The sequence below is a fragment of the Parasedimentitalea psychrophila genome (genome assembly GCF_030285785.1).
In the GTDB taxonomy this organism is placed as follows: domain Bacteria; phylum Pseudomonadota; class Alphaproteobacteria; order Rhodobacterales; family Rhodobacteraceae; genus Parasedimentitalea; species Parasedimentitalea psychrophila.
This window is the reverse complement of the sequence record NZ_CP127247.1, coordinates 1,776,443-1,803,236: the sequence shown is the minus strand read 5'-3', so window position 1 is coordinate 1,803,236 and position 26,794 is coordinate 1,776,443. Positions and strand designations below refer to the sequence as shown.

General features: G+C 58.5%; 28 protein-coding genes and 2 tRNA genes. 12 read left to right on the top strand and 18 right to left on the bottom strand.

Features of this window, described 5'->3' with window-relative positions; genetic code table 11:
* Positions 1-100 precede the first annotated feature (100 nt).
* The 6 genes from QPJ95_RS08695 (at position 101) to lpxK (ending at position 7,844) form a co-directional block, all read left to right on the top strand.
* Complete coding sequence (locus tag QPJ95_RS08695) at positions 101-1,624, top strand: DUF2125 domain-containing protein (protein WP_270917415.1); 1,524 nt, start codon at positions 101-103, stop codon at positions 1,622-1,624.
* Between the two features lie 137 nt (positions 1,625-1,761).
* Positions 1,762-3,300, top strand: coding sequence for a DUF2125 domain-containing protein (locus QPJ95_RS08690; protein ID WP_270917414.1), 1,539 nt, complete (start codon positions 1,762-1,764; stop codon positions 3,298-3,300).
* Between the two features lie 132 nt (positions 3,301-3,432).
* Positions 3,433-4,779 carry a TldD/PmbA family protein gene (locus tag QPJ95_RS08685; RefSeq protein WP_270917413.1) on the top strand — a complete coding sequence of 449 codons (1,347 nt, stop codon included), beginning with the start codon at positions 3,433-3,435 and terminating at the stop codon, positions 4,777-4,779.
* Positions 4,766-5,554: an inositol monophosphatase family protein gene (locus tag QPJ95_RS08680; RefSeq protein ID WP_270917412.1), complete on the top strand. Its 789-nt coding sequence runs from the start codon at positions 4,766-4,768 to the stop codon at positions 5,552-5,554. The genes QPJ95_RS08685 and QPJ95_RS08680 overlap by 14 nt, the downstream gene beginning before the upstream one ends.
* A 72-nt stretch (positions 5,555-5,626) precedes the next feature.
* Positions 5,627-6,847 carry a 3-deoxy-D-manno-octulosonic acid transferase gene (locus tag QPJ95_RS08675; RefSeq protein WP_270917411.1) on the top strand — a complete coding sequence of 407 codons (1,221 nt, stop codon included), beginning with the start codon at positions 5,627-5,629 and terminating at the stop codon, positions 6,845-6,847.
* On the top strand, positions 6,834-7,844 hold the full coding sequence (gene lpxK / locus QPJ95_RS08670) for a tetraacyldisaccharide 4'-kinase (RefSeq protein ID WP_270917410.1): 1,011 nt from the start codon (positions 6,834-6,836) through the stop codon (positions 7,842-7,844). The genes QPJ95_RS08675 and lpxK overlap by 14 nt, the downstream gene beginning before the upstream one ends.
* A gap of 50 nt (positions 7,845-7,894) precedes the next feature.
* On the opposite strand, the gene QPJ95_RS08665 is transcribed toward lpxK, so the two are convergent.
* Together QPJ95_RS08665 and QPJ95_RS08660 are read right to left on the bottom strand one after the other, a co-directional pair.
* On the bottom strand, positions 7,895-8,569 hold the full coding sequence (locus QPJ95_RS08665) for a DsbA family protein (RefSeq protein WP_270917409.1): 675 nt from the start codon (positions 8,567-8,569) through the stop codon (positions 7,895-7,897).
* On the bottom strand, positions 8,569-9,093 hold the full coding sequence (locus tag QPJ95_RS08660) for a DUF721 domain-containing protein (protein ID WP_270917408.1): 525 nt from the start codon (positions 9,091-9,093) through the stop codon (positions 8,569-8,571). Before QPJ95_RS08660 ends, QPJ95_RS08665 begins: the two co-directional genes overlap by 1 nt.
* 84 nt (positions 9,094-9,177) lie before the next feature.
* On the opposite strand from QPJ95_RS08660, the gene mutY reads away from it, so the two are divergent.
* Complete coding sequence (gene mutY / locus QPJ95_RS08655) at positions 9,178-10,257, top strand: A/G-specific adenine glycosylase (RefSeq protein WP_270917407.1); 1,080 nt, start codon at positions 9,178-9,180, stop codon at positions 10,255-10,257.
* Between the two features lie 69 nt (positions 10,258-10,326).
* Positions 10,327-11,460 carry an alkane 1-monooxygenase gene (locus tag QPJ95_RS08650; RefSeq protein ID WP_270917406.1) on the top strand — a complete coding sequence of 378 codons (1,134 nt, stop codon included), beginning with the start codon at positions 10,327-10,329 and terminating at the stop codon, positions 11,458-11,460.
* 10 nt (positions 11,461-11,470) lie between these two features.
* Here the strand turns inward: QPJ95_RS08650 and QPJ95_RS08645 are convergent, their stop codons facing one another.
* From QPJ95_RS08645 to QPJ95_RS08620, 6 genes are all read right to left on the bottom strand, one after another.
* Entirely contained in the window at positions 11,471-12,715 is a 1,245-nt protein-coding gene (locus tag QPJ95_RS08645; RefSeq protein ID WP_270917405.1) for an AGE family epimerase/isomerase, read from the bottom strand.
* A gap of 61 nt (positions 12,716-12,776) precedes the next feature.
* Positions 12,777-13,106 carry an arsenate reductase family protein gene (locus QPJ95_RS08640; RefSeq protein ID WP_270917404.1) on the bottom strand — a complete coding sequence of 110 codons (330 nt, stop codon included), beginning with the start codon at positions 13,104-13,106 and terminating at the stop codon, positions 12,777-12,779.
* A gap of 190 nt (positions 13,107-13,296) precedes the next feature.
* Positions 13,297-13,380 (bottom strand) — tRNA-Ser (locus QPJ95_RS08635).
* A complete protein-coding gene (locus QPJ95_RS08630; protein WP_270917403.1) occupies positions 13,358-14,467 on the bottom strand; it encodes a tyrosine-type recombinase/integrase in 1,110 nt (369 codons plus the stop codon). The genes QPJ95_RS08635 and QPJ95_RS08630 overlap by 23 nt, the downstream gene beginning before the upstream one ends.
* A 211-nt stretch (positions 14,468-14,678) precedes the next feature.
* On the bottom strand, positions 14,679-15,218 hold the full coding sequence (locus QPJ95_RS08625; protein WP_270917402.1) for a MerR family transcriptional regulator: 540 nt from the start codon (positions 15,216-15,218) through the stop codon (positions 14,679-14,681).
* Between the two features lie 72 nt (positions 15,219-15,290).
* The gene (locus QPJ95_RS08620) at positions 15,291-15,701 is read right to left on the bottom strand and encodes a hypothetical protein (RefSeq protein ID WP_270917401.1); all 411 of its coding nucleotides are present in this window, start codon (positions 15,699-15,701) and stop codon (positions 15,291-15,293) included.
* Positions 15,702-15,789: 88 nt separating this feature from the next.
* Between QPJ95_RS08620 and QPJ95_RS08615 the strand changes: the two genes are divergently transcribed.
* The gene (locus QPJ95_RS08615; RefSeq protein WP_270917400.1) at positions 15,790-16,218 is read left to right on the top strand and encodes a helix-turn-helix domain-containing protein; all 429 of its coding nucleotides are present in this window, start codon (positions 15,790-15,792) and stop codon (positions 16,216-16,218) included.
* A 423-nt stretch (positions 16,219-16,641) separates the two neighbouring features.
* On the opposite strand, the gene QPJ95_RS08610 is transcribed toward QPJ95_RS08615, so the two are convergent.
* The 7 genes from QPJ95_RS08610 to QPJ95_RS08580 form a co-directional block, all read right to left on the bottom strand.
* Positions 16,642-17,175 (bottom strand): Panacea domain-containing protein, encoded by a 534-nt coding sequence (locus tag QPJ95_RS08610; RefSeq protein ID WP_270917399.1) that lies wholly within the window; start codon positions 17,173-17,175, stop codon positions 16,642-16,644.
* 180 nt (positions 17,176-17,355) lie between these two features.
* The gene (locus QPJ95_RS08605; RefSeq protein WP_270917398.1) at positions 17,356-18,408 is read right to left on the bottom strand and encodes a phage portal protein; all 1,053 of its coding nucleotides are present in this window, start codon (positions 18,406-18,408) and stop codon (positions 17,356-17,358) included.
* Positions 18,409-18,410: 2 nt separating this feature from the next.
* On the bottom strand, positions 18,411-19,004 hold the full coding sequence (locus QPJ95_RS08600) for a hypothetical protein (RefSeq protein ID WP_270917397.1): 594 nt from the start codon (positions 19,002-19,004) through the stop codon (positions 18,411-18,413).
* A 2-nt stretch (positions 19,005-19,006) separates the two neighbouring features.
* Entirely contained in the window at positions 19,007-19,615 is a 609-nt protein-coding gene (locus tag QPJ95_RS08595) for an HK97 family phage prohead protease (RefSeq protein WP_270917396.1), read from the bottom strand.
* On the bottom strand, positions 19,615-20,865 hold the full coding sequence (locus QPJ95_RS08590) for a phage major capsid protein (protein WP_270917395.1): 1,251 nt from the start codon (positions 20,863-20,865) through the stop codon (positions 19,615-19,617). Before QPJ95_RS08590 ends, QPJ95_RS08595 begins: the two co-directional genes overlap by 1 nt.
* Entirely contained in the window at positions 20,852-21,187 is a 336-nt protein-coding gene (locus QPJ95_RS08585) for an HNH endonuclease (protein WP_270917394.1), read from the bottom strand. Before QPJ95_RS08585 ends, QPJ95_RS08590 begins: the two co-directional genes overlap by 14 nt.
* The gene (locus QPJ95_RS08580; protein WP_270917393.1) at positions 21,178-22,692 is read right to left on the bottom strand and encodes a terminase TerL endonuclease subunit; all 1,515 of its coding nucleotides are present in this window, start codon (positions 22,690-22,692) and stop codon (positions 21,178-21,180) included. Before QPJ95_RS08580 ends, QPJ95_RS08585 begins: the two co-directional genes overlap by 10 nt.
* A 32-nt stretch (positions 22,693-22,724) precedes the next feature.
* Here QPJ95_RS08580 and QPJ95_RS08575 point away from each other — a divergent pair, with 32 nt between their 5' ends.
* Entirely contained in the window at positions 22,725-22,976 is a 252-nt protein-coding gene (locus QPJ95_RS08575) for a hypothetical protein (protein ID WP_270917392.1), read from the top strand.
* Positions 22,977-23,478: 502 nt separating this feature from the next.
* Here QPJ95_RS08575 and QPJ95_RS08570 read toward each other — a convergent pair.
* The 3 genes from QPJ95_RS08570 to QPJ95_RS08560 form a co-directional block, all read right to left on the bottom strand.
* Positions 23,479-23,733: a hypothetical protein gene (locus tag QPJ95_RS08570; protein ID WP_270917391.1), complete on the bottom strand. Its 255-nt coding sequence runs from the start codon at positions 23,731-23,733 to the stop codon at positions 23,479-23,481.
* Positions 23,730-24,254, bottom strand: a complete 525-nt coding sequence (locus QPJ95_RS08565; protein WP_270917390.1) for a hypothetical protein — start codon at positions 24,252-24,254, stop codon at positions 23,730-23,732. The genes QPJ95_RS08570 and QPJ95_RS08565 overlap by 4 nt, the downstream gene beginning before the upstream one ends.
* A tRNA-Arg gene (locus tag QPJ95_RS08560) sits at positions 24,228-24,304 on the bottom strand. The genes QPJ95_RS08565 and QPJ95_RS08560 overlap by 27 nt, the downstream gene beginning before the upstream one ends.
* A 220-nt stretch (positions 24,305-24,524) precedes the next feature.
* Between QPJ95_RS08560 and QPJ95_RS08555 the strand changes: the two genes are divergently transcribed.
* Positions 24,525-25,550 (top strand): LacI family DNA-binding transcriptional regulator, encoded by a 1,026-nt coding sequence (locus tag QPJ95_RS08555; RefSeq protein WP_270917389.1) that lies wholly within the window; start codon positions 24,525-24,527, stop codon positions 25,548-25,550.
* A complete protein-coding gene (locus QPJ95_RS08550) occupies positions 25,550-26,764 on the top strand; it encodes a winged helix-turn-helix domain-containing protein (RefSeq protein WP_270917388.1) in 1,215 nt (404 codons plus the stop codon). Before QPJ95_RS08555 ends, QPJ95_RS08550 begins: the two co-directional genes overlap by 1 nt.
* The last annotated feature ends 30 nt before the right edge of the window (positions 26,765-26,794 follow it).

Here is a 26,794-nt window from a genome sequence, read left to right as displayed (position 1 = left end):
GTACTATGTTAATGGGGAATGGTCGACAATCAGGCCCCTTGACGGGCAATACCCTAACTGTTGACCATGGACCCACAGATTTTGATAGAAAGGTTGTCATATGTCAGTTTTCCCCGCACGCGGTTATGGTGCAGCGTTTGTATTGGTGCTTTCCAGCCAGGCTGCTTTGGCCGATCTTAGCGCCCAGGAGGTCTGGGACGACTGGAAGTCCTACCTCTCTGGCACCGGCTATGACGTCAATGGGACTGAGACACTGTCTGGCGGCACCCTCACGGTATCCGACATGTCGATGATGATGCCGATCCCCGACGAAGACGTCACAATCGGCTTGAGACTTCCTGAAATTCAGTTTTCCGAAAATGGCGACGGCACCGTTGACGTGCTGTTCCCCAAAGAGTTCCCGATCACATTCAACTTTTCCGGCGACAATGACAACGCCTCGGGCGAGATGATCTATTCGCACGACGGCAGCGCCATGTTGGTGTCTGGCGATGCCCAGACCATGACCTACGATTATTCCTCGCCGCTGGTGGAGCTGGCCCTGGGCAAGGTGATGGCCGATGGCGAAGAAATGCCCGCAGGCATGGTCAAGGCAACCATCTCGCTGATGGATGTGGTCACCAAGACCAGCATGACCATTGGCGACCTGCGCATCTATGACCAGTCCATGACAGCCTCCGCGCTGAACTACAGCTTTGGCGCCAAAGAGCCCGGCGGCAGCGATGCCGGATCGGCAACCGGCAGCCTGCAGGGGCTGAGTTTTGGCGGAACTAGCTCCATTCCGATGGGGCTGGATTTCAACGATATTACCGCCATGCTGGCCTCGGGTTTCGCCTTTGACGGGGTCTTTTCCTATAGCGGCGGCCATGCCTCGATGTCGGCGGTTGATGGCAGTGAAACCTTTGGGCTGGAGACCTCGTCCCAGGGCGGTAATTTTGCCATTGCGATGGGCAATGGGCAACTGTCCTATGACCTGAAACAGCTGCAGACAGAGGTAGACGTCAGCAGCAGCGATCTGCCGTTTCCGGTCTCTCTCAGTATTGCCGAATATGGCGCCAAACTGGCGATGCCAATTGCCAAGTCCGACAGCGAGCAGGATTTTGCACTTGGTCTGACCCTGCGCGATTTTGCGGTGCCGGACATGCTGTGGGGTATGGTTGACCCGACCGGAATGCTCTCGCATGAGCCCGCCACTGTTGTGCTGGACCTGGCCGGCAAGGGCAAACTGCTGTTCGATCTGTTCGACCCCGCAGCGATTGACGCTCTCGATATGGGGGATCAGGAACCGGGTGAGCTGACCGCGCTGACCATCCGGCAGCTGCAGGTCTCTGCGGCGGGGGCCAAGCTGACCGGCACCGGCGATTTCACCTTCAACAACGATGATCTGGCCAGTTTTGATGGCATGCCTGCCCCAGCCGGCAGCGCTGACCTGAAACTGGTGGGTGCCAATGCGCTGATCGACACGCTGATCCAGATGGGCCTGATGTCCGACGGCGACGCCATGGGCGCGCGGATGATGATGGGAATGTTGACGGTTCCGGGTGACGGCGAGGACACACTGGATTCGAAACTGGAAATCACCGGTGACGGTCAGATTTTGGCCAACGGCCAGCGCATTAAATAAGCGCTGAAATAACTAAAAGTTGAAGCCGTTTCCCCCTTGGGGGAGCGGCCTTTTTTACGCCTACTGGTTGAAATCACACTCCATAGCGGCTTAGTTGCCACTACCCCGTTCTGACCAAATCATTTGAAAGGCTGTTTATGAGCTTCAAGAATTCCACCGCCCTGCTCACTGTTGGCTTTGCAGCCCTGACCGCAGCCCCTGCACTGGCTGACATCTCCGCTGACGATATCTGGACCAGCTATCAGGCCATTGCTCAGACCGTGGGCGGTGAGCTGACCGCGACAGCCACGCGCGATGGCAACAAGGTTCTGTATACCGATGCCAAACTGCACTTTCTTATCCCCGACGGCAAAGGTTCGCTCGACATCTTGTACCCCACATTGTCCTATACCAACCATGCGGATGGGACTGTCTCGATGGATATGGCGGGGACCCACAGCTACAAGTTTGTCATTACAGGGCCCGACAAGAAATCAGATCAGATTTCAGCCAACATTATTTCCACCTATGACAATGCCGAGGTGATCGCCTCGGGAAACCCGGATGACATCACATTTTCCTACGCCGTGGATAGCTTTGCATTTGCTTTGCAGAACTTGGATTTGGGTGCCAGCGGCGGCAACAGCAACGTCGAGCTGTCTCTGACCGGCACGGGTTCAGCCGCACAGGGCAGCAGCCGATGGACACAGGGTGACCTTATCACTCTTGCGGGCCAATCCGTGATCTCGGGTTTTGACTATTCCATGCACAGCAAAGACGAGGATGGGGCGGTATCCACCACCTCAGCCACTTACGGCGAGATGGTCAGCAAATCAACAATCACACTGCCAACCGGAGGCATGTCGATCATGAACCTGGCCGCCGCTTTGCATGACGGGCTGTCAATCAAAGCAACAGGGACCTACGGCAGCAGCACGACGCAAGAATCCGTTGTGATGGATGGCGAGCAAGTCTCCTCGCAAACCATCACAACCGGTTCATCGACAAGCGCCTTTGCGGCCAATGCAGAGGCCATACAGCTCACCGCTGAAGGATCTGACATCGGCATGGATGTGCTCATCAATGCTGGCCTGTCGATGGCGCTCAAGACTGATATTGACCAAGTGGCCGGCGACTTCCGCATGCCGGTTTCCGCATCGGGAGAGCCGCAAGACTTCACCCTTGCGCTCGGCCTGAAGGGTCTGGATCTGGGCGATGAAATCTGGTCGATGTTTGACCCAAGCGAAGTGCTGCAACGTGACCCGGCAACCCTGGCGATAGGTCTGACCGGTCAGGCAACCCTGTTGCAGGACCTGCTGAACTTCACCGAAATGAAGGAACTGGCCGAGGGCAATCTTCCTATTGAGCTGAACACACTGGCCATCAAAGAATTCCTGATCTCGGCCGTGGGTGCCAGCCTGTCCGGCACTGGTAATTTCGCCTTCAACAACGATGATCTGACCAGCTATGACGGCATGCCCGCGCCATCCGGCAGCGCAGACCTGCAAATCACCGGCGCCAACGCGCTGATCGACAGGCTGGTCGAAATGGGTTTGGTCGAAGAGTCCGACGCCATGGGCGCGCGGATGATGATGGGGATGTTCACTGTTGCAGGAGACGGCGACGACACGCTGAGCTCGAAACTGGAAATCACCGAGGACGGCCAGATATCGGCCAACGGTCAGCGCCTCAAATAGGCGCATCGTCCACCGGAGCAGAGAGGGGCTGCCCACAGCAGCCCCTTTTACCATTGTCACCTTTGCACGGCCCCGGCGCGCTGGTAGGGTCGCTTGCAGACCCCCGCAGCCAGATCATCTCAGTAGGTACCCATGACCCAATCCCCAGAATCGCTCTGCCATGCCCTGATTGATGCAGCCATTGCGGCCGGCGCGGATGGCGCAGATGCGATGGCCGCCGAAGGCCAGTCGGTCTCGATCGAAGTACGCGAAGGCGCGTTGGAACATGCCGAACGCTCGGAAGGCACCGATCTGGGGCTGCGGGTTTTTGTCGGCCGCCAACAGGCGCTGGTGTCGTCGTCTGATATGCGCCCCGAAACGCTGATTGCGATGGCGGAACGGGCAGTGGCGATGGCGCGTGAGGCCCCCGAGGACCCCTATGCCGGCCTTGCTGACCCTTCGCAACTGATCAAAAGCTGGGACATGGCGGCGTTTGAGCTGGAGGATAGCGCGCCCGAGCCCGCCCCCGAGACCCTGAAACAGGATGCGCTGGCGGCAGAAGCCGCCTGTCAGGCGATTGAGGGTATCTCTCAGGTGCAATCGGCAGGGGCCGGCTATGGCACCCACACGGTTCATCTGGCCGCATCAAACGGATTTTCCGGCGGCTACCGCCGCAGCAGCCGGTCGCTGTCCTGCGTTGGCATTGCGGGTACTGGCAGCGGCATGGAACGCGACCACGACGGCGATTCGCGGACCTTTCACAGTGACATGCGCTCCGCTGACGAAATCGGCCGCACCGCCGGCCAACGCGCCGTTGAACGGCTGCAGGCGCGCAAGCCCGACACCGGCAGCTATCCGGTGCTGTTCGACGAACGCATCTCGTCCTCGCTGATTGGCCACCTGCTGTCTGCGGCCAACGGAGCGATGATTGCGCGCGGCTCATCCTGGCTCAAGGACAGTATGGGCGAACAGGTGCTGCCGACAAACCTGTCGGTGATCGAAGACCCGTTCCGCCCCCGCATCGCCGGATCCCGCCCCTTTGACGGTGAAGGTCTGGCCACCCACCGCCGCGCCATTGTCGAGGACGGCAGGTTGACCGGCTGGACCCTGGATCTGGCCTCGGCCCGCAAGCTGGGGCTGGAAAGCAGTGGCAACGCGGTGCGCGGTATCGGCTCGGTGCCGTCACCGTCAAACTGGAACATTGAACTGACACCCGGCGACCAATCGCGCCAGGAGCTGATCCGCTCCATGGGCAGCGGCTTGCTGGTCACCTCGATGATCGGCTCCACCATCAACCCCAACAACGGCGATTATTCGCGCGGCGCATCGGGGTTCTGGGTTGAAAACGGCGAGATCTGCTATCCGGTCAATGAATGCACCATCGCTGGCAATCTGCGCGACATGCTGATGCGCATCATCCCGGCCAATGACGCGCGCAGCTATCTGTCGCGGGTGGTGCCGTCGCTGTTGATCGAAGGCATGACCCTTGCCGGCAAGTGACCTGGACCTGCTGATCGACGCAGCACAGCGGGCGGGCAAGATCGCAACACAATTCAGTGGCCCCGAGGCCAAGCGCTGGGACAAACCCGACGGGGCTGGCCCGGTGACCGAGGCCGACCTGGCGGTCAATGCCATGCTGGAGGACATGCTGCCCAAGGCGCGTCCCGATTATGGCTGGCTTTCTGAGGAAACCGAGGACAGTGCAGACCGATTGTCCAGAGACCGGGTGTTTATCATCGACCCGATCGACGGCACCCGCAGTTTTGCCGCCGGGTCGCGCACCTGGGCGCATGCCTTGGCAGTGGCGGAAAAAGGCGTGGTGACGGCGGCGGTGATCTACCTGCCGCAGCGGGATTTGCTCTATACGGCGGCCAGCGGCCAGGGGGCCCGATGCAATGGCGCGCTGATCCGCACCTCCACCCTGACCGAGCTGAGCTCGGCCGAGGTTCTGGCGGCCCGGCCAATACTGGAGCCGCATCATTGGCAAGACGGGGTGGCGCCCGGCTTTAACCGAAGTCACCGGCCCTCGCTGGCCTATCGCATGGCCAAGGTGGCCGATGGTGGGTTTGACGCCATGTTGACCCTGCGGCCCAGCTGGGAATGGGACATTGCGGCCGGCGACCTGATCCTGCGCGAGGCAGGCGGCCATATCTCGGACCGCGCGGGCCTGCCGCTGAGGTTCAACAACCCGCAGCCACAGTTGAACGGCGTGGTTGCGGCCAATGTGGACTTGCACCGCGCCCTGATTGCCGCACTTTCCACCCCCACCCCATAGCTCGGGCGGCGCTTGACCTGCCTTGCCAAAGGCGTAGGTTGGCGCTGATCCGCAACATCTAGGCAAATTTATATGGGTCTCCCCTCACCCTCTACACGGGCCAAACCATGGCGCAAGTCAGCCGCCGTCGACGCCTGGCCGCCGCGGCCAAAGGGCGAGCTTATCTGGGCCCATGCCACCAGCACCGAGCGTTTTTTTGCGCTTGGCGATCTGGGGCAGCGGTTGAAAATGATGCGACCGGATCTGTCTCTGATCCTGACCTGCGAACCCGACCTGACCCCTTTGCCGACCCCCGACGGCTATGATCCGGTGATCGGAGAGCTGCCCGCCGACCAACCTGCGGATGTGCGCAGCTTTCTCAATCACTGGCGCCCGGACATCTGTCTTTGGACCGGCGGCAATCTGCGGCCGGTGTTGATGCGGGCCTGTAGCGAGCGCGGTATTAATGCGCTGCTCATCGACATCGAGGCGGACGAGCTGCCGGCCCGAGGGCGGCGCTGGCTGCCTGACAAAAGTCGCAAGCTGCTGGACAAGTTCTCGGTTATATTGACCCCCTCCCCGGCCGCCTTTGCACAGTTGCGCCGCTCAAGCCTTGCCGCCGAAAAGATCACGCTGACCTCGCGATTACGCCTGTCATCGACCCTGCCGGCCTATCACGAGGACGAGCTAAGCCGCATGCGGGGCAATTTGGGCAGCCGTCAGGTCTGGCTGTCAGCCCATACGCGCATGGGTGAAATTGACACGATAATTGGCGCCCATCGCAATGCCCTGCGCTTGTTGCACCGCCTGCTGCTGGTGCTGTCAATCGAGCAGTATTCCGATCTGGACGCGGCCCGTGATGCGCTAAAGGACACCGGGCTTCGCTGGGCAGACTGGGAGGCGGGCGAAGATCTGGACGACAATACACAAGTCTTGCTGACCTGCGACGAAGACCTGGGGCTGTGGTTCCGCGTCGCCCCTCTCAGCCTGCTGGCCGGAACACTGGAGGCAGGCGCAAGCGGTCACAACCCGATGGGTGCCGCAGCGCTGGGATCGGCCATCCTGCACGGCCCGCATGTTGGCCCCCACGCGCCGCTGTATGACCGGCTGACCACGGCAGGCGCCGCGCAACAGGTGCAGGGAAAGGACGAATTGGCGGTGCAGATCATCCAGCTGTCGGCCCCGGACAAGGCGGCTGAAATGGCTGTTGCCGGCTGGCAGGTTGTCACCGAAAGCGCCGAGTTGACGGATCTTTTGCTGGACAAGATCCAGGACATGCTGGACCTGCGCGAGGCTCGCCATGCGACCCCCTGATTTCTGGAACAAAGCCCCCCGGGCGTTTGACCTGCGTGCCACCCTGTTGGCGCCTTTGGGTTGGATCTATGGGCGTGCCACGGCGCGCCGGATGGCCAAGGGGGAGCCGATTGATGCCGGTGTTCCGGTGATCTGCGTCGGCAACCTGAATGCCGGGGGCACCGGCAAAACACCGACAGTGATATGGCTGCTGGAGGCGCTGCGCGATATGGGCCATCAGCCCCATGTGGTCAGTCGCGGCTACGGCGGCTCTCTGCGGGGGCCGGTGCAGGTTGATCCCAGACAACACAGCGCTGAACACACCGGCGACGAGCCGCTGCTGCTGGCCGCCTTTTGCAAGGTCTGGGTGGCCCGCGACCGCGCCGCCGGAGCCCGCGCCGCTGCGGCCAGTGGCGCCACGGTGATTGTGCTGGATGACGGCTTTCAGAACCCCGCAGTGGCCAAGGATCTGTCAATCATCGTGGTCGATGCCCAGCGCGGATTTGGCAACGGCCGCTGCCTGCCCGCCGGGCCGTTGCGCGAAACCGTGGATGTGGGGCTGAAACGCGCCGATCTGGTACTGTCGCTTGGCGCCGACACGGCGCAGGCCAGCTTTGCCGCGTTATGGCAGCACAGATTGCAAGGGCTGCCGCATTTCACCGGCGCGGTGCAGCCACTGGAAACCGGTATGCCGTGGGAGGGCAGCAAGGTTCTGGCCTTTGCCGGCATCGGTCATCCGCAGAAATTCTTTGAGACGCTAAAGGCGCTTGGCGCCGACATCCGCCGCGCCGAAGCGCTGGAGGATCATCAGCCATTGTCGCCGGCCTTGATGGCCCGGTTGGAAGCAGAAGCCACAGTTCTGGGGGCGCAGTTGGTGACCACCGAAAAAGACGCGGTGCGGCTGCCGGACAGTTTCCGCAGCAAGGTGATCACCCTGCCGGTCCGGTTGCAGATTGCACAAGACAATGAGCTGCGCCAGATCCTGCTCAGATCAGCTCCAATACCGTCCAAGGCATAGGGGCCCGGCCAAAACATAGGCCCGGCGCGCAAACGCCGGGCCAAATGCACTCAGCCTTCCAGCTCGGCGTCGATCAACGCCTTGAAGGAATCATATCCCTGGTTGGCAACGGCAGTGCCATTCAGGATGAACGACGGGGTCGACTGAATTCCATCCGCCTCGGCGTTTTCCTGGTACCAGCTGACCAGAGACTGCGCTTTGTCACCATCCGCCAGGCAGGCCTCAAGCTGATCGTTTTCGATCCCGGCCAGACGACCGATTTTGCGCAGCTCATCGACGATCTCAGAGGCGCCGCCGGCCCGTGACCAAGTGGACTGGCCGGAATAGATCAGGTCAGAAATACCAAAGAACTTCTCGGGGCCCGCACAGCGTGCGATCATCGAGGCCCACAGCCCATAGCGATCAAAATAGACCTCACGGTAAATGAATTTGACCTTTCCGGTGTCGATATAATCCGCCTTCAGCTGCTGATAGGCGCCGGAGTGGAAACTGGCACAATGCGGGCAGGTATAAGACGCATATTCAATCAGCGTAACCGGCGCATCTTCGGCACCCATGACCATCTCGGTGATGGATGAGGTATCAACCTCAGCTGCCTCTTGCGCGGTGGCGGCCCCTACAAACGGCAGCGCGGGCACGGTACCGGGCGACTTTGCCCCCATTAGGGCATAGCCCCCCGCAACCACTGCAACCGCAGCAAGAACACCAGACATCAAACGGGCCATTAAGTCCCCTTTCCTTGGGTTTTATTATTGCTCAAAACATTTTGCCCCAGCCGCTCAAGCGCTTGGCGCAATTCATCACTTTCAACTCCGGTCGCCGCCTTGGCCGCCTCGGCCACCGCCAGCGGGTCCGGTTTGATTTTTGCCCGCTCAACGGGGGCATATTGAAACTGCACCTGTCCATCGGCAAACCCGGTTGGGGCGGTTTGGGTGATCCGCACCTTGGAAATGGCATTGTAGCCATAAACCGCGTTCACCTTCTCGCGCAGACGTTCCTTTTGCATTTCCAGCATCGGCGCCTGCGCCCCGGTGGTCAGCACCGTCAGCGTCGCGCCCAAGCCACCGCGCCCATAGCCCACATTGACCGGCCGGGCGATGGCGGCGATATCCGCACCTGCGATCTCGGCCCAATGGGTCAATAGCCGCGACACCGCAAAACCACGGCTCTCGCCGGTTTTACGGATCTGCTCGTTGAGCAGGGAAACGGTGCGTTTAAAACCGCGCGTGGAGGAACGTCGATATGCCATGACCATGGTTTTGCGTGACTGTTGCCCCTATTGTAAAGACCGCAGAGGCGGGAACCAGCAAAACCACCGCACAAGGGGTAAAGAATGCGTGACCTGAACGATTGTGCCCAGAACGACGAGGCAGTAGGGCTGAGTGATCAGATCCTGACCTGGTATGATGTGAACGCACGCCCGCTGCCCTGGCGGGTCAGCCCGGCCGAGCGCGCGGGCGGTGTTGCGCCCGACCCCTATCGCATCTGGTTGTCCGAGGTCATGTTGCAGCAAACCACGGTGGCGGCGGTCAAAGACTATTTTCACCGCTTTACCGCCCGCTGGCCGACAGTTCAGGATCTGGCCGCCGCCGAAGATGGCGCGGTGATGGGAGAGTGGGCCGGGCTGGGCTATTACGCCCGCGCCCGCAACCTGCTGAAATGCGCCCGGGTGATTGCCAATGAACAGGCCGGGGTGTTTCCAACGACCTACGACGGGTTGCTGAAGCTGCCGGGCATCGGACCCTATACCGCCGCCGCCATATCCTCAATCGCCTATGACCTGCCGGAAACCGTTCTGGATGGAAATGTCGAACGGGTGATGGCGCGGCTGTATAATATTGATGCGCCATTGCCGGGGTCCAAGCCGCAGCTAAAGACGCTGGCCGCGGCATTGACCCCGGACCGCCGTCCCGGTGACTATGCGCAGGCGGTGATGGATCTAGGCGCCACCATTTGTTCTCCCAAATCTCCGGCCTGTGGCATCTGCCCCTGGCGCGCGCCCTGTCTGGCCCGCAGCGCAGGCACCGCGCAGGCACTGCCCCGGAAAACCCCGAAGAAGCCAAAACCAACCCGACGCGGTTTTGTCTATCTGGCCCGGGCCGCCAATGGGGACTGGCTGCTGGAGCGCCGCCCCGACAAGGGGCTACTGGGCGGCATGCTGGGCTGGCCGGGCTCTGAATGGTGCGAGACCGCCGCGCCAGAGCCTCCGTTTGCTTCCGATTGGCAGAGCCTCGGGGCTGAGGTGCGCCATAGTTTCACCCATTTCCACCTGATCTTGCAGGTGATGGTGACTGACCTGCCAAGGCAGCATAGCCCTGCGGCCGGGCAGCTCCGCGTTTCTGTCGATGACTTTCGCCCCTCCGATCTGCCCACGGTGATGCGCAAGGCCTTTGATCTGTGGCAAGGACAGTAACCGCTTGGGTTGTTAAGAAATTCGACGTAAGATTCGCATAATTCATGCTGACAGACTTGGAGTTGCCCGATGATTGCCTCGCATACCCTGGCCCGCTGGCAAAGCGCACTGCCGTTCTGGATGTCATTTCTGCTGCCGCCGCTGGTCTTGATCGGAGCCACCAATGGCGGCTGGACCCTGCTGCTGGCACCGCTGGTAACCTGGTATCTGTTCACCATTCTCGACGGCATCTTTGGGCTCAACCGGGAAAACGCCGACCCGCAGACCCCGGACGAGGATCTGACTTGGTACCGGGCCCTGACCTCGGCCTGGGTGCCGCTGCAATTTGTGATGATTTATGGGCTGATCTGGTACGTGACCCGCGCCGAGCATCTGTCAGGGCTGGGCAAATTCGGGGTGTTCTTTGGCGTTGGCGTGCTGTCGGGCACCATCGGCATCACCTACAGCCATGAATTGATGCACCAGAAAAACCGGATCGAGCGTGGGCTGGGGGATATCCTGCTGGCGATGGTGCTGTATTCGCATTTCCGCTCTGAGCATCTGCTGGTGCATCATCGCTATGTGGGCACCCCGCGTGATCCGGTGACCGCTCGCTATAACGAAGGATTTTTTCGGTTTTACCCGCGGGTGCTGCAACAAAGCCTGCATTCGTCGTTCAACGCGGAAAAGGCGATGCTGGCGCGCAAGGAGCTGCCGTGGAGCGACCTGTCCAACCCGTTTTTCCGCTATTGGGGGTTGCAGGCCGCCATGCTGCTGCTGGCGTTCCTGCTCGGCGGCTGGGTTGGGGTGGGGCTGTTTCTGGTGCAGGCAGGGGTGGCGATCTGGCAGTTGGAACTGGTGAATTATGTCGAGCATTACGGGCTGACCCGCAAACACCTGGGCGAGGGCAAATACGAACATGTGCAACCGCGCCATTCCTGGAACGCGGCGCATAAGGCATCAAACTGGCTGCTGATCAACCTGCAGCGCCACTCGGACCACCACTACAAACCCGATCGCCGGTTTCCGCTGCTGCAAAACCACACCACCCGCGATGCGCCGCAGCTGCCCTATGGCTATCCGGTGATGACGGTGGCCGCGATGATCCCGCCCCTGTGGCGCCGCATCATGAACCCTCGTGTGCGGCACTGGCGACGGATGTATTACCCCGAGATCAGCAACTGGAAACCCTACAACAAGTCCACCAATCCAATGCCAAAATAACGCGCCCGGTTTAGGGTCGCAGACGCGCCTCTAAGCCTTTGTAGGCATTTGAGATGCCATTGGTCAGTGGGAACAGCGTGGCCTGAAGTGAGTGGTAGATGTCGGGCTTGCCCAAGAACTGAACCTCGGTTGGCCTGCCCTGCGCGTCGATCTCAGGAAACCAGCCGCCAATGGCATAGTCAATGAAATGCTGATCGGCAAACAGCCACAGTTTGCGGTACCAGTCTTCGTCGCTGGGCTGCGGGTCACATTTCAGAAGCGCCGCCAGAACGCCAATCGCCTCGGTCACGGGCCACCAATAGCGATCGGTAATCGCCTGGCTGCCGTCAAAATTCAGCGTGTAAACCAACCCGCCGCTTTGCCCATCCCAGGCATCGCCAAGCGCCCGATAGGTCAATTTGCGCGCCGTTTGCAGCGCACCATCGTCAGGCCGCCCCCGCAAATCCCAATATTGCAGCAACAGCCGGGCCAGTTCAAACGAATGGCCGGGCGTGGTGCCGGCAGGGCGGAACATCGGATTGCCGCTATAGCTGCGGTCGATCGCCCAGTTTTCTGTGTAATGTTCGGGCAGCCGCCAGTTTTCACTGGGTGCAATTTTTCCCAGAAAGAAATCCAGAATACGCCCGGCCCGGTCCAGATATTTCTCCCGCCCGGTGGCCTCATAGGTCGCCAGCAGCGCCTCGGTCCCATGCATGTTGGCATTCATGCCGCGATACTTTGAGAACGGCGTCCAGTCCCGGTTCCACTCGTCGCAAAACAGCATCGGCTCGTCCTGCCAGAAATGACGATCCAGAACCGCGTCCACCTGCGTGATCAGCTTGGCCCCATCGGGATGCCCCGCAGCCAGCGCGCTGGACCCGGCCAGCAGGGCAAACACATGGCCATAGGCAAGTTTGCGATCATCGTGGATGCCATCATCATCCAGCGCCCAGACAAAGCCGCCATGTTCGCGGTCGCGGTGATGGCTGAACAGATAGCGCATACCCTGATCAATCATCGCGTCGCAGTTTTCCACCCCGGCGATTTTACCCAGGGCAAAGGAATGGATCATACGTGTCGTCGTGTGCAACTCCTGCACCGTGCTGTCCAGAGTCCCCCCATCCTGCGCCAGCACATGGAAGCCTGGCTTTTGCTGCAGGCTCGGCCGGAAAAAGTCGAGTTGTTTCAGGGCATTATTCGCCAGATAATCCTGGTGGAGCGGCGACCTTATCCAACAGGCGGTGGCCGCGTCAGGGCCAAGAGACGGGGTGCTCATGAGGGGGGAGGCTTTCTTGAAATGTGTCACGTTTAGTTTGTGGACAGGTTTACGCCTCGCCTCACTCGGTAAGCACAGCCTGCTGCACCGCCTCGTCCCAACCCAGATAATAGGTATCGCCATCCTGAAAAACCGGACGCGCCATCAATTTTGGCTTGGCGGCCAGCTGATCTTCAGCTTCTGAGTGCTTCAGCCAATCGCTGAGACCGCGCCAGTCATTGGTCGTTCGATCCACCAACCGATCGCCAAATTCAGCGATCAACACACCCAGTTCGACCTCGCTCAGCGGATCAGCCCGCACATCTCGAAAGGTGAAATCCTTGCCCAGGGCCTCCAGCGCCTTGCGGGCCTTCTGGCAGTCGCCGCAGGTACTCAGTCCATAGATTATCATGGCGCAGTCTCCAAAAATCATTGATACCGCAATCTCTAACATCAGCTACCAGAGCGCAAGATGCGCATTCAGGATGGATCATTCACGCCGTTGGCAGCAGGTCACACAAAACCGCAATCAATCGCAGTCATCGGGTAACGAAACCATATCCCGGACTGAGGCTGGAAATAACTGCCCTCAGATGGATAGCTGGTGACCCCGATTGGATTCGAACCAATAACCTGCCCCTTAGGAGGGAGTCATTCATGTTCTTATTTACCTTTCTTTTTCAGTCTGTTGGGTGAGATTGACATATTGCTTTGTACGCGCCCTGTACGGATCTGCTCTCTAATTTTGGACTCATCCGCTTCGACGTGTGCGTAGATTTGGTCCGGTAGAGAGACGCTTTTCCAGCGCCCTGCCGCTGCTGCGGTCACCGGATCAGCGCCCTGTCTGACTCGTAATTCTGTGTAAAACCCGTGGCGTCCTGCCGGATGTGCGGAGATATAGGGAATGCCAGCGGCTTTGCAGATCGTTTTCCATCGCGGATTATACCCAGTTGAGCTGCCATATCCGAACACTCGCGGGTCCATCCTGTAGCCAAGCTTGCGATTGTAAGGGCGTTTCGGTGGCAAGTTGGCAAGCTCGATCATCATGCCTTGAGAAATTGCCACCCATTGCGCCTGGTGGCCTTTCGCCGCCTTCAGAAAGACCTTTCGATTTGCTAGGTCCAAGTCATCAGGAGTCAGGGAAATCGCCTGATCAATCCGGGCTGCTGTCTCGAACATAAACCGCACCAGAGCGGCATTGTAGATGTCAGCGTGCTCACAGAACTGCTCGATCCACTGGCGGTCTGCTGGCATGCGCTCCATTCGGCTCAGTTTACCACGCTGGGTGTCCTGGTCGATCCGATCCTTTTCACTGTAGCGTTTAACCCTGATTGGAGGGCACTTCCCCAAATCATGGGCATTGTTGATTGCCGCCCTGATTGGGGTCACGACTTCCCGCCACATCGTGTCAGTCGCTGCATTAGGCTTGAGGGCATATCCTAGCACTCTGAGGTATTTCCCCGTGATGCTCGAAACTGGCTGCTGCAAGAACTCATCACCCAACGCCTGTACAATCTTATACAGCTGCTTCGCCACATTCGGCTTCGAACCATACATCTGAATCGCGGCGCCCATCGTCAATTGCTCCGCTTCTTCACCCAGGAAGTAACGACGCCTTTGCCGATCCGTTTCGTTTTGGATCCATTCGACTGCACCTTGCTTTGAAGATGATCCAGTAGATTTTCGGTAGTAACCGGTGATTGGCAGTCCTTCGTATTCAACCCGACCTTTGACCCACCATTTGCTTTCTCGGGAATAGACTTCGAGTGGCATGACTGATCCTCCATGAACATTTCGTCCAAATGCTCCGGTAGAATGAGCATCTCTTTGCCCAGCTTACCGCAAGTGCTCAGCTTGTTGGCTTTCTCTCGAAGTGTGCGTTCGGTGATGTTCACCCCTCGCTCGCACAGAATTTCCGCCCACTCAGCAGGCGTCCTGCCGTGGTCGAGAAATTTGGAACCTGTGGAGGTGGGGACAGTCATGACTACCAGTTCAACCCCATCTGTTTACGCTGCTCACGCATTTCACGTTTCGCTTTGAGAAGAGCGTCGAACAATTCCTTCGGTAAGCAATCCAGAACCTTGACGGCGTCCAAAATGATCGGCGCGGGCGCGTTAACCACGTGATCAATCTCGCCAATCAACTCAGCTTGGTAGGTGGCAAAGGGTGCCAGCGGGTCAAGCGGGAATTGGCGCCTATTCTCGGGCAGGGCACTGTTGCTCCAAACTGCCAAATAGCGGGGTTCCTTTGTTTCCTTAAAAAAACCGGCCTGATCCAAAACGGTGTTGGCGAAATCTTTGGCAATTTTGATCGCAACGCCACCATCTAGACCCGAACCGCGAATTTGCGTGCATATTGCCAACGTCAGGGCGTCTTTCAGGCTGTACTTCCAGCGATCATTGGCACCTTGCTCCCCGATCCCAACAAGATACTCGAGCCGCCGCCACTCGCGCAAAAACTGCGAGCTAAAGCCCGTTAAGCTTTCCACATCCTTCGGAGTTAAATCGCGGTCAGTGAAAGACATTGGTCAGTTCCGTGTAGTGATTACATAATTATTCATACATGGAGTCGCTACATGGTGCAACCCTTACCCCACTCACTGCATCCGCCCCAACGCCAGCCCACCGGAAATCGAAGCCAGGAACGTTTCGCCGAACTCGGCAGTTAATTCTTCTCGATTGTATTCAAGCAAGAGTTGGACTTGAGCGTCTGCACCCTCACGGGTTTTCGCTTTGGTTTGAACGATCAGGTCAAGCAGGGCGTATTCACGTGCGCAGGCTTCCTCGCATTCCGGGGTGTTAGAGTCTCCACTCGGGTCAACATCCGCAGCCCTGCACCAATCAACACGGGCTATCCGCCACTGCCTCACCCACTCAGTGTGAGGATCAACTGGAGCAATTAGGGCAACCGCAGGCGTTGCGGCTGTTACTACGGCAGTGGTCAGGAAGGCGCGGCGGCTTACAGCGGGCATAGTTTTCCCGTTCGCACAAATGCGTTGGTAGCTCATTGCTTTGGACTCCAAATTGAGTTATTGATAACGTGGTTATAATTTCACAGCGCCCATCGGTCAACATAAATATAACAAGGTTATCAAAATGAACGCAATGCAATGCAAAATGGCCCGGGTCGCATTAGGACTTGGTGTTCGAGAATTAGCTTCTCTGGCAGATGTGGCTCAGGCTACAGTTAGTCGATTAGAACGCGGCGAAGAATTGAAGGCTGGAACAGTTCAGATCATTCGCGCGGCATTGGAAGGTGCAGGGGTGATTTTTGTCGAAAGTAACGGAGAAGGCGAAGGTGTGAGAATGAGAAAGCTCAGAGAAGGCGACAAAGTAAAGTTGGTGAAGGGCACCTCCACTTGGGGTGCGCATCAAAATCTTCAGGGGAAGATTGGTGTCGTCATCGATGAAGTCGCAGATGGAACATCCACGCATAGAATTTCTGTGTCATTTGACGGTGAAGAAATTTTCACTGGAACCAGCGCTGGGGCATTTGAACATGCGGGCTCTTTGTCGACCCACTGAAACACGTTTGAAGACGCCAAGATGAAGTCCAGTGTCGAACATGGATGGGGCTGACGTAAGATTAGTAAAGCGCCGAAAGATTGGCGATTGCAGCCTGTAGATGCGCAGGAACTAGCGTTTTCGGCGGGGTATCGGTCAAAAATAGCACTATTGCCCGGGCAAGATCACCACTAATGACACCACGATCTTTGGCTCCCGCCAATTCACCCGCTGGAAAAGTAGTCACTCTAGAACAATCCAGATAGCAGTCCCGCGAAAGTGCTACATGATCGTTAGTTTCTAGAGAAAACTGCCCCACTCCATGACGCCGTGGGTCGGTGTTGATCCAAAAAAAAATATCACGTGAAGCACAAACACACAAAGTAATCTTACCCTTGGGTGGGTTAGAAAGAGCCGTCAATACAAAATATACGTGGCCTACATTCACTGAACACCATAGTTTGCAAAATCTTGTGCATCAGAAATTACTTCGTCGCGGAATTCGCCTTCAATCATCAACTCATAGTCCATAGCCGAGTTAGCAGGAGCATCCAGCCAAGCGCGTTCTTGGTGTGTTAACGTTGACAGATGACCGAAGCCCTTATCGCGACAGAATTCAATCGCCTCGTCCAAGCACTCCAGGTCGCTGGGAGATAAAGCACTCATGTCAGCTTTTCTAAGCGCTGTAATGCGAGGAACCCCGGTGGCCTCGACGTTCAAAGCCTTCACAATGGCTTCCGGATCGCCGGCCTGGTGTAACTTCCCTTTAGTAAAATCATAAATTGTCGACGGAACTGGGCCGTTCGCCATCGCAATAAATGTGTCCCCAACGATAGGACGAGCATACCGATTTAAGTGATACTTTTCGGCAAAGAACAGCACTTTTGCCGCAAAAAATGGCGTAATTTCATCCCACATAGAAGCTATGTAAGTCAGAGCTTCTACACCCTTTTTCTCATCGAACTGAAATCTCATCATGCTTTTCACCATTAAATGTGACCAAGAGGTAGCACCAATTGGTCAACAACATATAGGCAACCGTTATTCCCAAGGCAACCTGTGACACTTACAGAACATCTTCACCCTACGTCAAATTAGCCCAGCACGCCAAAAAGAAAGGTATTTGAGTGGCCCTTTATTCAACGACTATCAGTTTGACTATTGCCCCCAATCCACCAACTCTAACGCCTGTGCCGGATCGACCCCGGTTTCTTTCGCCAGTGCCAGCGTCTGAACCACAGCCGACAGTGCCCGCGCTCTGCCCCCGGCATCAAAAGCTTGAAGAGGCCGCATCACGTCCAGAGTGATTTCGGCCCCCAGCTTATCGGTGCATTCCTCGGCCATCACTGCTGCAATCGATTGTAAGGTCCACTGGGCAAGGTGACGTTGCGCCTCCCTGACCATCGGCCCCGTGGTGGCGCTGGACGCCAGCCCTGGCAAAATGCCGAACACCATGTGGATTGCATCGCGCGCAGCGGACAGGGACTCCTTGGTCATGCTCTTGGACAAGTCCGGGGATAAATCATGCGGCTTCCAATCCTGCATTGGAGCAGGTCCTCCAGCGGCCGCAACATTCACAGACTCGCGCACCTGTACCCGCCCACGGTAGCCACGAAATCCACGCGCTAACGCGGTCAAGTCTGTCTCTGGAGCTTCTGGAAACGGCACCACGCTTGAACCAAGCGGTGCATTCTCAAACACCTCAGCCAATGCGGTTTCGACCACTTGCAAAAGCCCCGCCGTAAGCTGCGCCCGCTTTAACGGTGCGGTGCCGTAGTATGGCGCAGACACATCCGCCCCGATCCTGAAATGCAGCACCTCGGCCGCCAGTGCAGTTTCAGTTCGCCCACCACCTGCCTCAGAAATGGACACACGGTACGCCGTGGGCCTGCTGTCACGGGTGCGCAGGTCCCAATCAGAGCAGGGAACCAATCCAGAATCGCGAACCAGAAACAAGGCTTCACCCCGCAACGCCAGAGACCGGGCGGTAAGTGCAAGATTGCGCCGGTCCAGCAGATCGGTGCCGGTCACGTCTGCCAGAGACAAGCCACCTTCCCAGAGACTGACACAGCTTTGCACGGTAGCGGTCAGCTCACCGATGCCCTGACGCCCAGAGATATAAGCCTCTCGCGCTGCGATGATTTCAGCAGTGAAGCCGGAACCAGCAGAACGGGTTTCGGTTTCGAGCTGTTTTTTCTTGAATGGCCACATGCTCAGGCCCTCCTATACGTGCGCAGCAGATCAGCCGCACCGCTGTTTTGCATAGCTTTTGCTAACCAATTTGACGGGCGTTGGAATGAAACTTCCTGCCCACCGTCACCCGGCCCTTTGACGCTCAAAGAGGTTGCAAAGTGATCCGGCCCACGCACTATTTCTCCGTATGTGTCCGTCTCGATGGTGACCAATAGATAGTTGGTTATCCGCCGAACCGCTTGGGCCACAGCGTCGGGAACGTCGAACGTTGTTACATCATCAACGGTGATGCCAGCGGGACCAACTGTTGCCGTGATACGGTAAGGCCCGTCACCTGGCAGGCAATAGCCATAGGGGCCGTCAGGCAACGTTGTTTCCACCCATGCGCCCATCTCCCACACCTCTACTGTGGCGATTACTGCAGGGAAGAGAGGTGGTGCCCAATCACCGTCTCCCTCTACCGTCCAGATCACCTGACGGGGCGTCCAGCGATGTGCGCAATAGGCTTCAACTCGCTCCCATATGTCGCGGCCTGGGTCGTGGCCAAAATCGGAAGAGCCAATGTCAGGAAAGACATCGGGCTTAGCTTCGATCTGCTTTATCGTTGTCGCCATTCTCAAGCCCTCCATCTGTTGTGGTGTGACCTCGCCCCGGCGTGGGCAAAGGTTGTAGTTGGCGACCAGCTTCGCGCCTCGATCTCGGTTTCTGAGTAGGCAGGCCGCGTGACCAGACTCAGTTCAAACAGGATCGCTTGATGAATTGTCCTGATCAAAGCCGTGCCTTCACTCGGATCTTCTTCCTCCACGCTTTCCGCATCTGGAACCGTGCGTTGCGGCGGAATGCGAAACCCCGGCGAAATGCCCACGATCAGGCCTGCGGCCAGCCCTGCCAAGGCGTCCCGGACATAGGACACATCTGCCAGCTCAGGTGATATTTCCGCCGAGAATGTCAAAGCATCGTCAGCGTCGATCAGTTTCAAAGAGCTGGCCCCACGGCTAGCCAGAGGCTTGTCAAAGGAATGACCGGACAACAGATGAATTTCTGCATCCGAGTCGACCGAATACCGGAATGCTCCAGATGCAAATTGCTCCTTGCGCGGTCTGCCAGTGCGGCCCCCATCACTGAGGACAGCACGACTGTTGTATGGGAATCGGCCCGCGAGGTGAGCTGATCCGTCCGATTTGCGGCGTAGTTCAAGCCCGCCAATAGCAAAGCCGGTCAGCATTACTGCAGGCCTGTCAGGATTTCGGTTTGCACTGAGCGCGAGACCGTCACGTCCATTGTAGTCAACGCCGTCAGACGCAGCCCGCCGGATTGTGCATCGGCATACGGATCGCGGATCATGTCCACAGCGCCCCAGGTGCCCACAAAGATCGGAGCAACGCCACCGCTCGAGGTGGTCATTACGCCAAGGCTTGCCAGAGGATCGCCAGTCGGTGCCGCCAGCGCATTGCTGGACAACACCACTTTGCCGACCTTGGAAACCAGCCGGTCCCATTCCGAGATAGCCAAGCCGCTGATAAGCTCATCCATGCTATCAAATATTTCCGGACGCAGCAGCAGGTTCACAGCCCCGCCGCCCGTGGCTGCATTCGCCGTCATGAATCGCACCACTGCCGCTCGGAACGCCGCATAAGACGCCGCTGCATCAATCGCGGTTTCGGTAATGCTCCAGCCCGACGCACCAGCCAATAGGCCGGTTGGCTCGCCAGCAGAACCAGAACCTTGGAACACAGCCTTATCCAGTGACTCGGAAATGGCCCCGTTCATATCCCGGCGCACTGCTTGTTCTAGGCCAGCCCCCGACTGTTTCAGGGTCTTGCGGGTGATCCGCATTTGAATGCCCAAGGTATTGTCAGGGGCAAGCGGACGATCCAGCGTGGTATAGGCAGATGGCCCCGGCACATTGCCGGTTTCACTTGCAGCCCAACCAGCCGTCACTGCCGACGAAGTGACGGGGTATTCCATTTCTCCAACGCCGACGTTGATCATGCTGGCCCCCATCTGAGAGGCTACTGAACCAGCAAACAGCCGGTCAATGATCGGTGCCGTGCGGATTGGGTCAGGCGTACCAGCCGCTACCGTCTCACCAGCTCGCATTTCCAGAGATTCCCAAGGCACTGGAATTCCGCGATAACCGCCTTGGCTGCGTAATTCGGTGACAATCTCCTGTGTGCGCCCGGTCAGAGTTGCGCCTTCATCCAGGGCAAGTGCCACCTGACGCATTTCAAACCCGGCCATCAACTCCGACCATTCCTTGTCAGAGCGAGTTTCCAGTTCGACACCAGCTTCACGGCGTTCGGTATCCTCAGAAATCAGCGCTGCCCGATAGCGAGTTTCTGCACTGCGGTATTCCAGATCCAGCTCACCCATCTTGCGAGTTTCATCTTCAGACGGGTTATCGTTCGCGGCCAGCTCTGCCAGCGACTGTCGGATATCAGAGCGGCGAAGCTCGATCTTCTTAGATGTCAGCATTGTGTATTCCTTTCATGCTCGACAGGAGGTCACGCCATTCCTGGCGCTTAGGAGGCAAAGGCTTATGCCCCACCTCAATTCGGGTTTTCCGGGCATGGCAACGACCGCACAGGCACTGCAAATTGCTCAGAATGTATGAGAGTTCAGGGTGGGTTCTGACCGGCTCGATGTGATCAACTTCAAGCCGCCGACGCTCGCCGCACTGGACGCACTGCCAGCCGTCACGGTCCAGCGCCTGCATCCGCAGAGCCTTCCAACGCGGTCCGCGCGTGACCTTGGCAGAGTGGTGTTTGTACTCGGAACGCTTGCGATTCATCCCCATGCGATCCGCCCCCCTTTGTGGGTAGGGCGGCCCATCATCCGGGCTCCCTCGGCCACAGCAAGAACCGTTGCCGCCGCCGGATCGATGCGACCGGTCGAACGTGCCTTTGCCAATTTCAGGTTATTGGCTGGATCGCGCAGGGTTACAGCGTCAGCAAAGGCAGATCGCAGCAGCAGAGACGGGGAAGTCTGGACCTTGCCGTCATAGGCCGCGCGCCGGAACCGCTCGCAGTCTTCACCGCCATCTTTGAAACCTTGGCCGCGCCAGATGATTGGGCACCGGATTCCTGCCTTGTCGATCGCCTCGCCAAGTTCGGCCTGTTTGTATCGATCGGCAGTAATCGCGGCGACGGTCTCACCTTCCACATGGGCCATGACCTGCATCAGCCACGGGGCAACCGGCACCGTCTGATCACCCAGGGTGGACAGTTCACAGCGGGCATTCATTTCGACATATCGCCCAGACACACCATCATTCTGACCACGATCCAGCAGGGTTGGCTTGCTGGGGAATGTGCCAAGGCATTCCAACCGCCCAGTATCTGGCCAATAGAAAGCCGCCGCCGTCATCGATGCAGAGCCGCCTAGATCCACCCCGATAACCACCTGACCCTTCCGGGCCGGAACCTCGGACACTTCGCAGTTCAGCCATTCGTCAACCGTCAGAAGCACGTCGCGGGTTTCACCGCTGACTCGTTCGTTTCGATTGTAGAGCCGGTAGCTTGTGAGGGTGGAGCCACCCCGTGCAATCGCCCGCCGCGCCTGACCTTGCAGCCATTCCAGCGACGATCCGATGCCATGCACCGCGCCGGGATTGGCCTCTTTCAAACTCGCCTTATCATCCGCAGGTAACCCCGGTGCAGGCCGGTGTTCCTGCACATAAACGCCTTCCTGAACCTCATCGAGCCAGACGGAGAAAGGGTGCGCATCGTCGGGTGCAGAGGTGGAAATGATCAGCGCCCGGCCGCCCCGCTTGCCCATGCCGGACAACAGCGCGTGTTCCAGAGCATCGCCCTGATCGGCCATCCAGTGGCCACGTTCGTCCATGAGCACCAGAGTAGGCGCAGAACCAAGCGCAGACTTACCATCTGCAGAAATGGCTCGGATTACATGCCCGCCGCCGTCACCGTCATATTCGATTTCCAGCCGTGGCGAGCGGCGCACCGTGAACAGCTTCTTTTCCTCGTCAGACAGCGAGCGCATGAACCCGACTACAAAGTCAAAAGCAATGCGCGCCTGATCCCGCGTCCTGGCGGCAATCAGGATTTCCCGGCGGGGCTGCGTATCCCACTTGCCCATGACCGCACCCAAAGCGATGCCAGCCGACAGTGCGGTCTTCGCGTTTCCCCGTCCAATGCTGAGAACAGCAGCCTGCACACCATCCGCCAGAGCGCCCCGTACGAACTTCTTTTGGAACGGTGCCAGCTTGATCAGCTCGCCAGCTTTCGGTCCCTCAGGGATTGCCAGCGTTTCCAGAAAGCGGATTGCTTTGGTTGAAGCCTTCATGCAAGCCTCCACATTCGAAAGAATCGAGCAAAATGAAGGAGGAACACCAAGTGCCGATTGATGACGAGTTCGAAGAAGGTATGCACGCGTGCGTAAGAATTGACGTTGAACTGGACGTTAAAGGCGACGGTTACAAGGAAGTGCTGCCACGCGCCGCACACGTGCTGCGCGCACTGGCCACAAAGGTGGAGAACGACCTCGAAACCGGCCATCACGATGTTCACGATTCCAGTGGACGAAAGGTTGGCACGATTTACCTCGATCACTACGGCGAAGGTTTCTGAGCACAGCGCGAACGCATAACCCACCACCGCGGCGTCGGCCCTTCTCCAAAAGGGGGCCATTGGGACCATTTGGATTGCTGGCCAAGTCATCATCGTCTCTCCTGCCTTTCGATTAGACACAGCTCCGCCACCCGCTCCTTCCCCCCGATAAACAAGGGAAGGCCCTACGCTCTCTGCTCCGTATCCACGCGATGCCCGATGACGGAGGCCAACCGCTTCCCCGCTGGGATTACTCCAGCCCCACCCTTTGCAGCCTTGCTCTGGTGTGGTCCCCGGTCTGTGCCGGTGGGTTGTAGTAGTCGCGCTTATGATCGGGCCTAGTAGGAGCCGGTTCCCGACCGGGCCGGGTGAGATCCCCGGAGCATGTCCGCCTTTGGCACGGGAAGGCGGTAAACCGTGGCACAGCTCTTTCGTCATCCATCTCTGCGATGCTGATCAGGTAAAACCGCGCATAAACCTTGCATGTGGTTTGACCCCGCGCGGTCAGGCGCAGGGCTGGCGGTTACTCGAACAGTTGGATATCGCCCCCCTGATCTGGGTCATGGGAGAACAAGTCAGAGACCAACTCGCGCATGACCGGCAGTTGTTTCAGGGAAGGCTTCCAGCCCTTACGGCGGGATTGCTTGATGACCGACTGGGCGAACCCCTTGGCGAAATCGGTCTCGGCAACATTTGCCACAGTCGGCATGTGAAAGATCAGGCGTTCAATCTCATCCGGTGTGGCCTCGGGGGCGATGGCTTGGCGTTGATGCCTCATGTCACGACCTCCCCAGGCAGGGTGCCGAACAGAGCAGCAGATGCCGTCATGTAGGCGTGATCTTCGCTAAGGCTGTTGAGCGCAGCAAAGGCCAGTCCCGCTCGCTCGGCCTCACTTAGACGAGACATCAGAATAATCGTCAGACCATGCCATGCCGCTGTAGTGCCAAGGGTGAGTGCATAGCCCAAACTTCTGGAAACCCGTTTGTGCGCATCCTTGGCATACATGGACATTGCATTGCGGTGCAGTTTTGAGGTATTCTGTTGGGGAAGCTGGGAAGCTTTTCTATCTGATTTGACGCCGTGGCCCTTTGCAGAGGACGCGGCGTTTTTCTTTGCAGATTCGAGAACAGCAGGCGAACATTCACTGCCAACTTGTACGGGTTTTGTACGGATTACACCCGTATTGTACCCGTTTGTTCCCGTATTAGTCCGTTTTTGGGTTTTTGCGGCAGATGCGTCACCACTACAAGCACTTGATTTAGCTTGATTTTGTGGTGACCCCGATTGGATTCGAACCAATAACCTGCCCCTTAGGAGGGGGCTGCTCTATCCAGTTGAGCCACGGGGCCACGGGCAGTGATTGCCTGTACCCTCCCCTAGCAAATAGAATTTGCGAGCTCAATCCCGCGTCTTGCACTGCCGTCATATTTTGCGGCGCCAGATTGGATCGCCTGTTTCACCAAATTTCAATCTCATTGGTACAGCTTACGGGTCGGTTGCAAATGGCCCCATTGTGCTGCGAGGCCTGATTGCCTAACCTCATGCGGACAACAACAAGAGGCTGACACAGTGACATCGGACAACAAACGCCCCCTGACGCTCCGCGATGTATCCGAAGCCACCGGGGTTTCCGAGATGACCGTCAGCCGGGTGCTGCGCAATCGGGGCGACGTGTCGGACAAGACCCGCGTCAAGGTGCTCGCTGCCGCCAAAGAGATAGGCTATGTGCCCAACAAGATCGCCGGAGCGCTGGCGTCGAACCGGGTCAACCTGGTGGCGGTGATCATCCCGTCGCTGTCCAACATGGTGTTCCCCGAGGTGCTGACCGGCATCAACCAGGTGCTGGAGACAACCAAGCTGCAACCGGTTGTCGGGGTCACGGATTACCGGCCTGAAAAAGAAGAAAAAGTGCTGTACGAGATGCTGTCCTGGCGGCCCTCCGGGGTCATCATTGCCGGTCTGGAACATACCGAGGCGGCACGGGCGATGCTGAACGCGGCCGGCATCCCGATTGTCGAGATCATGGACACCGATGGCAAACCCGTTGACGCGATGGTGGGTATTTCACACCGTCGGGCCGGCAGCGAAATGGCCAAGGCCATCCTGAAAGCCGGCTATCGCCGTATCGGCTTCATGGGCACCAAGATGCCGCTGGACCACCGCGCCCGTAAACGCTTTGAGGGCTTCACCGAGGCGCTGGCCAAAGAAGGTGTCGAGATCGAAGACCGCGATTTCTATTCCGGCGGGTCGGCGCTGGCCAAGGGCCGCGAGATGACGCAAGAAATGCTGACGCGCTCACCTGATCTCGATTTCCTGTATTATTCCAATGATATGATCGGGGCGGGCGGGTTGCTGCATCTGCTGGATCAGGGCGTCGACGTGCCGGGTCAGATTGGTCTGGCCGGGTTCAACGGGGTTGAACTGCTGCAGGGGCTGCCCCGGCAGTTGGCGACGATGGACGCCTGCCGTCTGCAGGTCGGGCGTAAGGCGGCTGAAATCATTGCCGCCCAGCTGGACAACCCCGAGGAAGAGATTGAAACCCGCATCACTCTGACCCCGACCATCAGTTATGGCGACACGCTAAAGCGACGCTGATGGCGCTGCAACAGCTCGACAATCGCACCGCGCGACGACTGTTCATGGACCGGCACGCGCTGATCGAGACCCCGACCGGGGCGGCCACAGGGGCGGCCTTGCTGGAGCTGATCACCCGGCTTGGCTTTGTGCAGCTGGACAGTATCAATACCGTGGCACGGGCCCATGATATGATCCTGTATTCCCGACGCCCGTCCTACCGCCCGGAAAACCTGAAACAGCTGTACGAGGGCGACCGCGCGCTGTTCGAACACTGGACCCATGATGCCGCCGTCATCCCGATGCAGTTCTATCCACACTGGCATCTGCGGTTTTTGCGCGACGCCGCCCTGCTCAAGAAACGCTATCGCAACTGGCACCGGGATGGCTTTGAAGCGCAGTTCAAAATCGTCCTTCAGCAGATCCGTGACCACGGTGCTGTGGGATCGTCGGATGTTGGCAAGGGTGAGAAAAAGGCATCAGGCGGCTGGTGGGACTGGCATCCCTCAAAAACCGCGCTGGAATATCTGTGGCGATCCGGGGCGCTGACGGTGGTGGGGCGCAACGGTTTTCAGAAACGCTATGACCTGACCGAACGGGCGATCGAGGAACATCTGCGCCCCGGCGCCCTCTCCTGTGATGCCGACGAAACGCTCGATACCCTGTGCAATGGCGCGCTGGACCGTCTCGGCTTTGCCACCTCGGGTGAGATTGCTGCATTTTGGGATACCGTATCTTCAACCGAGGCGCGCGCGTGGTGCAAGGCACAGCTGGATCAGGGACGGCTTGAACATATCGAGGTGGCCCATACCGATGGCAGGTTGCGCCAGGTCTTTGCCCGCCCGGGAACTGTTGAGGCGGCGCAGGACATTGGCCCGGCACCAGCTCGAATGCGGGTGCTCAGCCCGTTTGACCCGGTGCTGCGCGATCGCAAGCGGGCCGAGCGACTGTTTGGGTTTCACTACCGGATCGAGGTCTTTGTCCCTGCGCCAAAACGCATCTACGGCTATTACGTTTTCCCGCTGTTTGAGGGCGAGCGCATGGTTGGTCGCATCGACATGAAGGCCCAACGCGATGCTGATCTGTTGCAGGTCACGGCGGTCTGGCCCGAACGCGGCGTCAGATGGCCCGCCGCGCGCATCCGCAAATTGGAAAGCGAGCTACAGCGGGTGGCGCGTTTTGCAGGGTTGGCGCAGGTGGCGTTTTCCGACAATTGGCTGCGCCCGGAGATCTGAAGATGGATCCGGAAAATTCGAATTTTCCGA

Bases quoted from the DNA above. Each gene is read 5' to 3' on its own strand.
- QPJ95_RS08695 (WP_270917415.1), top strand. From the start codon at position 101: ATGTCAGTTTTCCCCGCACGCGGTTATGGTGCAGCGTTTGTATTGGTG.
- QPJ95_RS08690 (WP_270917414.1), top strand. From the start codon at position 1,762: ATGAGCTTCAAGAATTCCACCGCCCTGCTCACTGTTGGCTTTGCAGCC.
- QPJ95_RS08685 (WP_270917413.1), top strand. From the start codon at position 3,433: ATGACCCAATCCCCAGAATCGCTCTGCCATGCCCTGATTGATGCAGCC.
- QPJ95_RS08675 (WP_270917411.1), top strand. From the start codon at position 5,627: ATGGGTCTCCCCTCACCCTCTACACGGGCCAAACCATGGCGCAAGTCA.
- lpxK (WP_270917410.1), top strand. From the start codon at position 6,834: ATGCGACCCCCTGATTTCTGGAACAAAGCCCCCCGGGCGTTTGACCTG.
- QPJ95_RS08665 (WP_270917409.1), bottom strand. From the start codon at position 8,569: ATGGCCCGTTTGATGTCTGGTGTTCTTGCTGCGGTTGCAGTGGTTGCG.
- QPJ95_RS08660 (WP_270917408.1), bottom strand. From the start codon at position 9,093: ATGGCATATCGACGTTCCTCCACGCGCGGTTTTAAACGCACCGTTTCC.
- mutY (WP_270917407.1), top strand. From the start codon at position 9,178: ATGCGTGACCTGAACGATTGTGCCCAGAACGACGAGGCAGTAGGGCTG.
- QPJ95_RS08650 (WP_270917406.1), top strand. From the start codon at position 10,327: ATGATTGCCTCGCATACCCTGGCCCGCTGGCAAAGCGCACTGCCGTTC.
- QPJ95_RS08645 (WP_270917405.1), bottom strand. From the start codon at position 12,715: ATGAGCACCCCGTCTCTTGGCCCTGACGCGGCCACCGCCTGTTGGATA.
- QPJ95_RS08640 (WP_270917404.1), bottom strand. From the start codon at position 13,106: ATGATAATCTATGGACTGAGTACCTGCGGCGACTGCCAGAAGGCCCGC.
- QPJ95_RS08630 (WP_270917403.1), bottom strand. From the start codon at position 14,467: ATGCCACTCGAAGTCTATTCCCGAGAAAGCAAATGGTGGGTCAAAGGT.
- QPJ95_RS08625 (WP_270917402.1), bottom strand. From the start codon at position 15,218: ATGTCTTTCACTGACCGCGATTTAACTCCGAAGGATGTGGAAAGCTTA.
- QPJ95_RS08620 (WP_270917401.1), bottom strand. From the start codon at position 15,701: ATGAGCTACCAACGCATTTGTGCGAACGGGAAAACTATGCCCGCTGTA.
- QPJ95_RS08615 (WP_270917400.1), top strand. From the start codon at position 15,790: ATGAACGCAATGCAATGCAAAATGGCCCGGGTCGCATTAGGACTTGGT.
- QPJ95_RS08610 (WP_270917399.1), bottom strand. From the start codon at position 17,175: ATGATGAGATTTCAGTTCGATGAGAAAAAGGGTGTAGAAGCTCTGACT.
- QPJ95_RS08605 (WP_270917398.1), bottom strand. From the start codon at position 18,408: ATGTGGCCATTCAAGAAAAAACAGCTCGAAACCGAAACCCGTTCTGCT.
- QPJ95_RS08600 (WP_270917397.1), bottom strand. From the start codon at position 19,004: ATGGCGACAACGATAAAGCAGATCGAAGCTAAGCCCGATGTCTTTCCT.
- QPJ95_RS08595 (WP_270917396.1), bottom strand. From the start codon at position 19,615: ATGCTGACCGGCTTTGCTATTGGCGGGCTTGAACTACGCCGCAAATCG.
- QPJ95_RS08590 (WP_270917395.1), bottom strand. From the start codon at position 20,865: ATGCTGACATCTAAGAAGATCGAGCTTCGCCGCTCTGATATCCGACAG.
- QPJ95_RS08585 (WP_270917394.1), bottom strand. From the start codon at position 21,187: ATGGGGATGAATCGCAAGCGTTCCGAGTACAAACACCACTCTGCCAAG.
- QPJ95_RS08580 (WP_270917393.1), bottom strand. From the start codon at position 22,692: ATGAAGGCTTCAACCAAAGCAATCCGCTTTCTGGAAACGCTGGCAATC.
- QPJ95_RS08575 (WP_270917392.1), top strand. From the start codon at position 22,725: ATGAAGGAGGAACACCAAGTGCCGATTGATGACGAGTTCGAAGAAGGT.
- QPJ95_RS08570 (WP_270917391.1), bottom strand. From the start codon at position 23,733: ATGAGGCATCAACGCCAAGCCATCGCCCCCGAGGCCACACCGGATGAG.
- QPJ95_RS08550 (WP_270917388.1), top strand. From the start codon at position 25,550: ATGGCGCTGCAACAGCTCGACAATCGCACCGCGCGACGACTGTTCATG.